General features: G+C 64.8%; 6 protein-coding genes. 4 read left to right on the top strand and 2 right to left on the bottom strand.

All coding sequences use genetic code 11. The features are described 5' to 3' along the window. The first annotated feature begins 40 nt into the window (after nucleotides 1-40). A complete protein-coding gene (locus tag EN884_RS15110; RefSeq protein WP_128360607.1) occupies nucleotides 41-1,222 on the top strand; it encodes a cellulase family glycosylhydrolase in 1,182 nt (393 codons plus the stop codon). Here EN884_RS15110 and EN884_RS15105 read toward each other — a convergent pair. Both EN884_RS15105 and EN884_RS15100 read right to left on the bottom strand, forming a co-directional pair. Further along, entirely contained in the window at nucleotides 1,185-2,531 is a 1,347-nt protein-coding gene (locus EN884_RS15105) for a VpsF family polysaccharide biosynthesis protein (RefSeq protein WP_013530605.1), read from the bottom strand. The two genes, EN884_RS15110 and EN884_RS15105, sit on opposite strands and share 38 nt — an antisense overlap. A 1-nt stretch (nucleotide 2,532) precedes the next feature. Continuing rightward, nucleotides 2,533-4,635 (bottom strand): exopolysaccharide transport family protein, encoded by a 2,103-nt coding sequence (locus EN884_RS15100; protein ID WP_063168635.1) that lies wholly within the window; start codon nucleotides 4,633-4,635, stop codon nucleotides 2,533-2,535. A gap of 249 nt (nucleotides 4,636-4,884) precedes the next feature. On the opposite strand from EN884_RS15100, the gene EN884_RS15095 reads away from it, so the two are divergent. From EN884_RS15095 to EN884_RS15085, 3 genes are all read left to right on the top strand, one after another. Beyond that, on the top strand, nucleotides 4,885-6,381 hold the full coding sequence (locus tag EN884_RS15095) for a hypothetical protein (protein ID WP_063168636.1): 1,497 nt from the start codon (nucleotides 4,885-4,887) through the stop codon (nucleotides 6,379-6,381). Nucleotides 6,382-6,499: 118 nt separating this feature from the next. After that, nucleotides 6,500-7,690: an NAD(P)/FAD-dependent oxidoreductase gene (locus EN884_RS15090; RefSeq protein WP_013530602.1), complete on the top strand. Its 1,191-nt coding sequence runs from the start codon at nucleotides 6,500-6,502 to the stop codon at nucleotides 7,688-7,690. A gap of 423 nt (nucleotides 7,691-8,113) precedes the next feature. After that, nucleotides 8,114-9,035 (top strand): hydroxyacid dehydrogenase (locus EN884_RS15085; RefSeq protein WP_164895013.1); only part of this gene is annotated, 922 nt, incomplete at its 3' end.

Below are 9,035 nucleotides of genomic sequence, written 5' to 3'. Positions count from 1 at the left end.
GTCCACTGCAGCGGCTCTCGGCTCGCTCCCGGTCGCACCAATCGCTCGCGCCGCCGCCGGGACGCGGTTTCGGCGCGGCGTCAACGCCTGGCCCTGGTTCTCGCTGACGCGTGAATTTCCCGCACCCCGCACCGACTACGGCTGGCCGCCCTTCCAGTCGCAACGGCCGGTGCCGACCCCAGACGACCTGCGTCGGTTGCGCGAGACCGGGCTCGATTTCATCCGCTTGCCCGTCGATCCCGGCCCTTTCCTGGCCGCCGACGCCAAGACGCGCAGTCAGTTGCTGGACATGCTGGACGCCGCCGTCACCGCCACCCTCGACGCCGATCTTGGCATCATCGTCAACATCCAGGCCAACGCTGCCACCCATTACTGGAACCCCGACCGCATGGTCTCCAGCACCGCCGCACCCGCTTTCGATCTCTATCGCGGGCTGGTCGGCGAGCTTGCCGGCAGGCTGGCGCGGTTCCAGCCCGGCAGGGTGGCGCTCGAGCCGGTCAACGAACCGGCGCAGGCCTGCGCGTCGAACGTCTGGTTGCAAATCCAGCTCGCGCTTCTGACCGCGGCAAGGGCATCGGCAGCGACCCTGCCGTTGGTCGTCACCGGAGGCTGCGGCTCGATGGTGAGCGGACTGACCGCGCTCGATCCGGGCCCGCTGTCGCCCTTCGAGCCGATCCTGTTCACCTTCCACTTCTATGAGCCCTATCTGTTCAGCCATCAGGGCGCGCCCTGGATGCGCGAGCCGGTCTATCGGTCGCTCAACAATGTGCCGTGGCCGGCATCCGCCGGCTCGCTGCAACAGACGCTGGCATCGGTCAGGGCGCGCATGGCGCAGGACACCGAAACCCCTGAAGACGCCAAGCAAGCAGCCTATGCCGAGACCGAGCGTGTGCTGAAAGTCTATTTCGACGCCCAGCCCGACCGCTGGTTTGTCGACAAATATCTTCGCCAGGTCCGCGATTGGGCCGATGGCCATAGCCTTGCGCCGGAACGCATCATCATGGGCGAGTTCGGCGCGCTGCGCACCGACGCCCGCTATGTCGCCGCGCCCAATCCGGATCGCGGGCGCTACATCGCCGATGTGAGGCGGAGCGCCGAGGAACTCGGCTTCGCCTGGGCACTGTGGGATCTCTTCGATGGCATGGGCATGATGGACGACACCACCCGGGCGCTGGACCCCGATATCATCGCGGCGCTTGGCCTGACCATGCCGGCGGACTGACCGGCCTGAACGCTGCCCGCGCCGGCCGATAGAGCACCAATGCCAGCACCACGAACTTGGTCAGCAGCGTCGTCTTCGACGCGACGCTTTCCGAAGTGTTGATCAGGATAACCCAGCCCAGCATCGGCAGCCAGATGCCGGGATGGCAGCGGCGCGCCACCTCGAACAGGAACAGCACGAAGCCGAACGTCAGCAAAAGCGTGAAGAAGGCGCCCTGATAAAGGACCGTGCGGATGATCGGGTTCTCGATGCCCTGTTCGAGACCGTTGATGCGGCGCAGGCTGTCGATCAGGTCGACATCCGGTCCCACGATCAGATCGCGCAATTCCAGGTGCTTGAAGAGCTCGAACATCTCGACGCGGGCATTGGCGCTGCCGCTGTCCGACACGAAGCGCTCCAGCAGCGCGTCGAAAAAGCCCAGATATGCCGCCACGATGATGACGACCGGCAGCAGGGCGGCGAGCATGAAGCCGAGTGCCGCACCGAGGAGATTGACGCGGCCCTGGCGCAATTTGGTGATGCCCTGAAAAAGCAGGTAGCAGCCGCCGAGCACCACCGTCGTCACCATCGCCGTGCGGCCGCCGAAGGCGACGAGTGCCGCGCATTGCAAGCCGATCAACCCTATCCGCACAGGCATCGACAGGGATCTGGCACCGGAGAGCAGCGCAAGCACATAGATCGACGTCACCATGGCATTGGCAAGCGGATGCCCCTGCAGCGCGCTCGAGCGCAGATCGGTGGTAAACGCCACGCCGTCGAGGCGATAGGGGAAGATAAGCGTCTTGGTGGCGAACTCGAAAAGGGCAAGCAAGGCATTCGCCGTCATGACCACGTGGACGACGGTCTGCAGCCCGGCGAAGGTCCGCTCGTCGTCCTCGCTGAGCATCAGCACGAGAAGTGCCGCAGCCACGAACGTATCGATCATGCCGGCCATACCGGGCCGCTGCCTGGCGATGACAACGACCAGAAGCACGATCGATATGGCGGCCATCAGCGCGCTGGCCGGCCGCCTGTCAGCGAGATGGACGATATGGCCGACCGGATTGCCTGATGCGCAGGAGCGCCAGGCAAGCAGCAGGACGATGAGATAGGTGGACGGGTGGATCTTGGTCGCCGGGTTGCCGAACAGGCCATCATAATTGTAGCCGACCAGCCACAGCATGCCCCCCGAGATGCTGAACAGCACCGCCACCGCCGCGATCAATCCGAAGCGCGTCAGCGCATCGACCGAGGTGCCGGAGATGGGCGTGCCGGCGCGGGGTGCGGCAGCACCATGGTTCGAAGCGCTTGCGCTCCAACTGGCCGCCATATCAGGCGGCCTCGTCGACCAGCAAGGCGGCTGTCGGCAGGCGCCCCATGACGGAGACCGCCTGCGAAGTCGTCGTGACGTCGCGCATCGGGGTGGCGTTCAGCGTGGCGACGAGCACGATCTCGTCGGCCATGGCGACCAGCGGCGAGGCATTGAGATTGTCGGCCAGCGCGCCGCCGTCGATGACGACGAGCTCGAAGCTCCGGCTGGCCCGCGCCAGCATCTGCTGCGCAAAATAGATGCCATGCGCTTCCTGGAAGACCGCCTTTGAGCGGCCCCTGCCCAGCACGGCAACGTTGCTGCCGGCGGCGTAATGGCTGACGGCCTCGAACGCGTACTCGCCGCGCAGAACATCGAGGATCCCCGGCTGCGGATCCTTCTGGCCGCCGCCGCCAGCATTGGCATCGATAAACAGCACACGGCTGCCCCTGGATGCCGCGGCATTGGCCAGCAGCCGCGCCACCCGGCTGCGCTGCGCGCCCTCGCCCGGCGACGATGTCACCAAGATGGAAGGCACCAGCGGCCAGTCCGCCGGACGCTGGCCCGAACTGAACATGCGCCTGAGCGCAAGGCCGACGACGGCATCGGTCTTCTGGCTGGAGGCGGCGGCGCGCGCCCCGCCGAAAGGCCACCAGCGCCGGCCTGTGTCCGACTTTGCCGGCACCACGCCCAGCACCGGCGCGTCGATGGCCGACTGCATCTGGGCGCTGGAAAGCACCGTCGGCGAGGAATATTCGGCGATCAGCGCCAGACCGGTGCCGAGCCCAAGGCCGCCGAATATCGCGCCCAGCAACAGCAGCGGCAGAGGCGGCCAGCTCTTCTTCAAGGCGGGCATGGCGTTGGAGATGATGCGCGCATTGGTGCTGTCGACATTGATCTGCTCGCGCGTCTCCTGGGCGCGCTGGAGATAGTTCGAGTAGACGGAACGCAGCGCCTCGAGGTCGCGCTGCAATTCGCGCAGCCGCACCGAGGCCTGATCGGTGTCGAGCGACTTGCTCTTCATGCCGGCGACCTTGGCTTCCAGCGCCTGCTGGTTGGCCAGCGCCCGTTCGTAGTCGGTCTCGGTGGCGGTGGCGATGCGGCCAAGTTCGCGCGCGATCAGCTGGCGTGTGTCGCGCAGTTGCTGCTGGGCTGCGATCAGCGAGGGATGACGCGGCCCCAACTCCGTGCCGAGCTGCGAGACCTGGTCGACCAACGTCGCCTCCTGCGCCCGCAGGCTCGAGATCACCGCCGAGCGCATTGCTTCCGAAGTTGCGTCCGGCGTGCCGCTCTGCCGGCGCATCTGGTCGACCTGCGCCTTCAGCGCCGCGGTGCGGCTCTGCGCCGCCGCAAGCTGCGTGTTGATCTCGGTCAGTTCCTGGTCGCTGACCAGATTGCCTGCCGCCATCACCATGTTGTTGGCGGACTTGTAGGCTTCGACGGCGTTTTCGGCTTGCTGGACGCGCTTGCGCTGCTCGTCCAGCCGCGCGGTGATCGACTCGGAAGCGTCCTTGGCCATTTTCGCGCGCGCGCTCGCCTGGTCGACCAGGTAGGCCTGCGCGATGGCGTTGGCCAGGAGGGCGGCTTTGTCGGCGCTCTTGGCAGTGACGATGACGTCGAGGACCAGGACCTTGTCGGCCCGCTTCACCGCCAGGCGCCGGCGCAGCGCGTCGAGTGTCTGCACCGACCTGTCGCCTTCGGCTGATGCCGAACCGAGCAGGCGCGACAGCAAGCCCTGCCCATTGAATTCCGGATCCTGCGTCAGGTTTGTCGCCGCGATCGCCCGCATCAGCACGCCTGTCGACTGGACCACGCTGACCTGGCTCTCGACCTGCGTGATGCCGCCATCGGGTGAGATACGGCTGGGATTGACGTCGTTGGTGACCACCTGCAGGTCCTGCGGATCGATCAGGATTTCCGCCGCCGAGCTGTAGAGCGCCGGTGTGAATAGGCCGTAGAGCAGGGCGACCAGCGTCAGCAGTGCGACGGTGCCGAAGATCCAGAACCGGCGGCGCACCAGGATGCGCTTCAGATCGCCCAGTTCGACAGTGGAGGCTGCATATGATCCCGCGCGTGCCGGATCCGGGGAGTGTTGCTGAGGAACCATGGGCAGGGATGATTGCATGGCTGCCTCCGACAATACTCCATATGCCGGCAAGATCAGTTTGCGGCGCTAACCTAGCTATTCCTCCAACTGTTAAAACATTGTTAATTATGTTGAGAGGTGACGTGAATTTTGGCACGCGGTTTGCTTAAAAATATACATATCGAGGTGTTGGCTACGCAGCGAGCGGAGACGAATGCAAATGGGGTTACAATTTGACCGGACCGGTCTGGCCGGCAAGGCCGGGCACCGCCTTTTCGGACCTCCAACATGCAGATAAGCCTCCGCCTGGACGGCGACTGCGTCCGCGCCTTTCACGTCACGCTGCTGGAGCGCCTTGCCGCGCTCGAAGACGTCGAACTGTCCGTCGATGTCAGGCCGGCGGGCGGTGGCATTCCGCGCAGCGCCGCGGCCCTGTTTCAACTCGAAACGGCGATCCACGGACTGTCCCATGATGGACTGGCCAAGCGTGTGCCGCTTTCGGCGCTCGCGCCCTACCGGCAGTCCCCCGCTTCGCCTGACCTCGTCATCGACCTCTGCGGCGATGTCAGGCTGGAAAACACACGGATCTGGCGCGTCACCTATGACGGCGCCAGCGGCGAAGCGGCCTTGCTGGCCCTGATCCTCGCAGGTCGCACGCCGCTTGCCCGCATCGAGGAGAACGGCGTTGCGATCGCCGCCGGGCGTCTGGGCACCGAATATGGCGGCATCGCGCTGGCGTCCTTCCAGGATATGCTGGCGCGCACAGCAAGCCTGATCATAGCTGCCATGTCAGGCGCGGCAAAGTCCGTGCCTGATCTGCCCGAACCGGCGCAGGTGGGCGGCCCGCCGCCAATGCCCTCGGCGGGCAAGCTTGGGGTCAGGGCCGGCAAGGCGCTGGCGCGGCGGATCATCCAGAAGATCTATCACCTTTGCTACAACGCGCCGCACTGGAAGGTCGGCTGGCGGCAAACCGGGAGCCGCGATCTGTTCGAGCTGCGCGCGCATCCGGCGTCGGGTTGGCAAGAGTTGCCGGACGACGGCAGCCGCTTCTACGCCGATCCGTTCCCCATCCTCTACCAGGGCCAGCTGACCCTGTTCGTCGAGGACTATATCCATCGGCTCGGCAAAGCCATCATCTCCGCCGTTCCCTTCGGCCCGGCAGGCCCGCTCGGAAGGCCTGAACCGGTGTTGGAGCTGCCCTACCATCTCTCCTACCCCTTCGTCTTCGAGCGCGACGGCGAGGTCTGGATGGTGCCGGAAAGCTGCGCCAACGGCACGGTCGATCTCTACCGGGCCACAGCTTTTCCCGGCGGATGGGTCAAGGAGGCGACGCTTCTGTCCGGTGTCGTCGCCAGCGACGCCACGCTTGTCGAGCATGGCGGCGCCTGGTGGCTGTTCGCCACCGTCCGCGACGGCGGCGGCGCCTTCTCCGACGCGCTGCATCTGTGGTCGGCGCCGGATTTTCGCGGCCCCTGGACGCCGCACCCCAAAAATCCCGTGCTGATCGATATCGCCTCGGTGCGGCCGGCCGGCCGCATGGTCAGGCGCGGCAACGACCTGCTGCGCCCGGTCCAGGACTGCCGCAGGAGCTACGGCGCGGCGCTTGGCATCGCACGCATTTCTCACCTTGATTTGATCGGCATGGAGCAGGTCGTTGAAACCATCTTAAATCCAGGTGCGCTATGGAGTGGGCGTAAACTTCACACGCTCAACGAGGCTGGCGGCTTTGAGTTCATCGATGGCTCGGCGATCGCACCGCGCTGGAAGCAGCGGGCCCGCGATTAACCTAAACATTGGTTACTACCAAGCACGCGCGCCGGTTGCTTGCGGTTGATTTAGGTCCGGAAGATATTTTCTACCGGAGATTGTGAAACGCGCCGTTGCCATCAGAAAGAGCAGCAAAATGAGTATCTCAGAGGCTGGCCCGGCCCAAGTCGATGTGGCGATCGTCGGTGCCGGAATGGCCGGCACGACCTTGGCAATTCTGTTGGGACGAGCCGGCCGCAAGGTGGCGCTGATCGATCCGCACCGCGTCCACCACGAGGAATTCCGGGCCGAGAAGATCGGCATGGACCAGATGCTGCTGTTCGAAAAGCTCGGCCTCGATGCGACACTCAAGCGTCTCGTCACCTCCACGACCGACACGCATGTCTTTCGCCTCGGCCAGTTCTTCGCGCATGAGAAGAAGGCTGAATTCACATTCTCCTATGGCGCGCTGATCAATGGCCTGCGCGACGCCTTGCCTGCGCAAGTGCCGCTGACGGTCGGCAAGGTAACCGAAGTCTCGACTGGACCGGACCGGCAGCGGCTTGTGCTGGCCGACGGCACCGTCATCGATGCCCGCCTGCTGGTGGTGGCAACCGGTCACGGCGAGGCGGTGCGGCGCGCCGTCGGCGTCGAGCGTATCGAGCAATCGAAGGCGCATTCATTGTCGATGGGATTCGACCTCGCCATCTCGCCCAGCGATTTCGGTCATCAGTCCGTCACCTGCTACAGCAGGCGGGCCGCCGACCGTATCGCCTACATCAGCATCTTTCCCCTCGGCGACAAGATGCGGGCGAACATGTTCCTCTATCGCAATGTGGCCGAGCCGTGGACGCGGGCGTTCCGCCAGGAGCCGCAAAAGATGCTCTGCGAATTGATGCCCGAAATAGCCGTGCGATGCGGCAACTTCGAAGTCGCGAGTCCTGTCGAGGTCAGGCAGATCAGTCTGAGCACGACGCAAGGCCATCGCCGCGACGGGGTCATCTTCATCGGCGATGCTTTCTGTACCACGTGTCCGACGCCGGGCGTCGGCATCGGCCGCGTGATGACCGATGTCGATCAGCTCCATTCGGTTCACATTCCACGCTGGCTCGAAACTCCAGGCATGGCGGCTGACAAGATCAACGCCTTCTATGACGACCCGGTCAAGGTGGCTGCCGATGAGGATGGCATGCGGGTCAGTTACTATGCCAAGTCGATTACCGCCGACACCGGGCTGGAATGGCGCGTGCGGCGCCTGCGCAACAACACCGCGCGCCAGCTGATGATCATCGGCCGTAAGGTCCGGCATCTGGGACAACGGCGGGCACCCGTGGCCAATATGCGATAGGGCGCGACCAGTGGCGCCCTATCGCCGATATTGATTGCCCTTATAGGGCGAAGGCGTCAGTCGCCAACCGCTCAGGTTGCCGTCGGCGGAGGTGTCGATGGGGCAGTCTGGGCCGTGACACCCGAAAGCCTGTCGCGCTTCTGCAAGGTTGGTTTCTCGTATTTCTTCACTGTAAAGTGCCCTCCGAATTGATACGGCGCCAGCAGAACCAATTCCCTGCCCCATGTCAATTGTGCCATTACTGGTTCTTACGTCGTATCCACGCCATCGCGGTCAAACGATTCTTCACTGTTGCATTGCCGGCACATATCGGCTCCGACAGGTCACCTCATCCCAGCGCCAATCCCGCTCTCCTCGGCCGCGCGATGTTGTAAATCGTTTCATCCAAGGTATTTTGGCCATTGGGGAACAGAGGGAATAGTCATGTCCAACAGCGCCTTGCCGCTGGTCATCAGTGCGCCTGAACCACGCACGCTCGACCTGATCTTCACAGCCCGGCAGCTGGCGCGGCTCAAGGCGCACTATCGCATCGTCGAGACGACCGCTGACGGCGTCGCGAAACTGCCGGCCGACGTGCTGGCCGAGGCGCGCTATATCATCGGCCAGCCGCCCATATCGCCCGAAACGCTCGATCGGATGAAGACACTGCGCTGCGTCTTCAATGTCGAGACCAACCTCATCAACAATATGCCCTACGAGACGTTGTTCGCGCGCGGCATCCATGTCGTCACCACCGGCCTGGTGTTCGCCGAGCCGGTCGCGGAGCTTGGCCTTGCCATGGCACTCAATCTCGCCCGCGGCATCGTCGATGCCGACCTCGCCTTCCGCCAGGGACAGGAACTGTGGGGCGGCGACGGCAACCAGACGGCGCGGCTCTTGTCCGGCGCCGATGTCGGCATCATCGGTTTCGGCGATCTCGGCCGGGCGCTCAACCGGCTGCTGTCGGGCTTCCGCACCCGCACCAAAGTCTTCGATCCATGGCTGCCGCCATCGATCCTCATCGACAATGGCGTCGAGCCGGCCTCCCTCGACGAGGTGCTGTCGACCAGCGACTTCATCTTCGTCGTTGCCTCGGTGACCAGCGAGAACCAGGGTTTTCTCGGTGCCGACGCCTTTGCCGGCATGCGCAAGGGCGCTGCCTTCATCCTGCTCAGCCGCGCCGGCGTGGTGGACTTCCCGGCGCTGATGGCGGCGGTGAAGAGCGGCCACATCGTCGCCGCCAGCGACGTTTTTCCCGAAGAACCGCTGGCGCGGGACCATCCGGTGCGCGCCCTGCCCGGCTTCCTGCGCTCGGCTCACCGCGCCGGCGCGCTCGACATCGCCTTCAAGCGCATGGGCGATATGG

Source organism: Mesorhizobium sp. M7A.F.Ca.AU.001.01.1.1, from assembly GCF_004022735.1.
GTDB lineage: Bacteria > Pseudomonadota > Alphaproteobacteria > Rhizobiales > Rhizobiaceae > Mesorhizobium > Mesorhizobium ciceri.
The sequence above is the reverse complement of the archived record's forward strand: the minus strand, read 5'-3'. Positions and strand labels throughout refer to the sequence as shown.

Bases quoted from the DNA above. Each gene is read 5' to 3' on its own strand.
- EN884_RS15105 (WP_013530605.1), bottom strand. From the start codon at position 2,531: ATGGCGGCCAGTTGGAGCGCAAGCGCTTCGAACCATGGTGCTGCCGCA.
- EN884_RS15100 (WP_063168635.1), bottom strand. From the start codon at position 4,635: ATGCAATCATCCCTGCCCATGGTTCCTCAGCAACACTCCCCGGATCCG.
- EN884_RS15095 (WP_063168636.1), top strand. From the start codon at position 4,885: ATGCAGATAAGCCTCCGCCTGGACGGCGACTGCGTCCGCGCCTTTCAC.
- EN884_RS15090 (WP_013530602.1), top strand. From the start codon at position 6,500: ATGAGTATCTCAGAGGCTGGCCCGGCCCAAGTCGATGTGGCGATCGTC.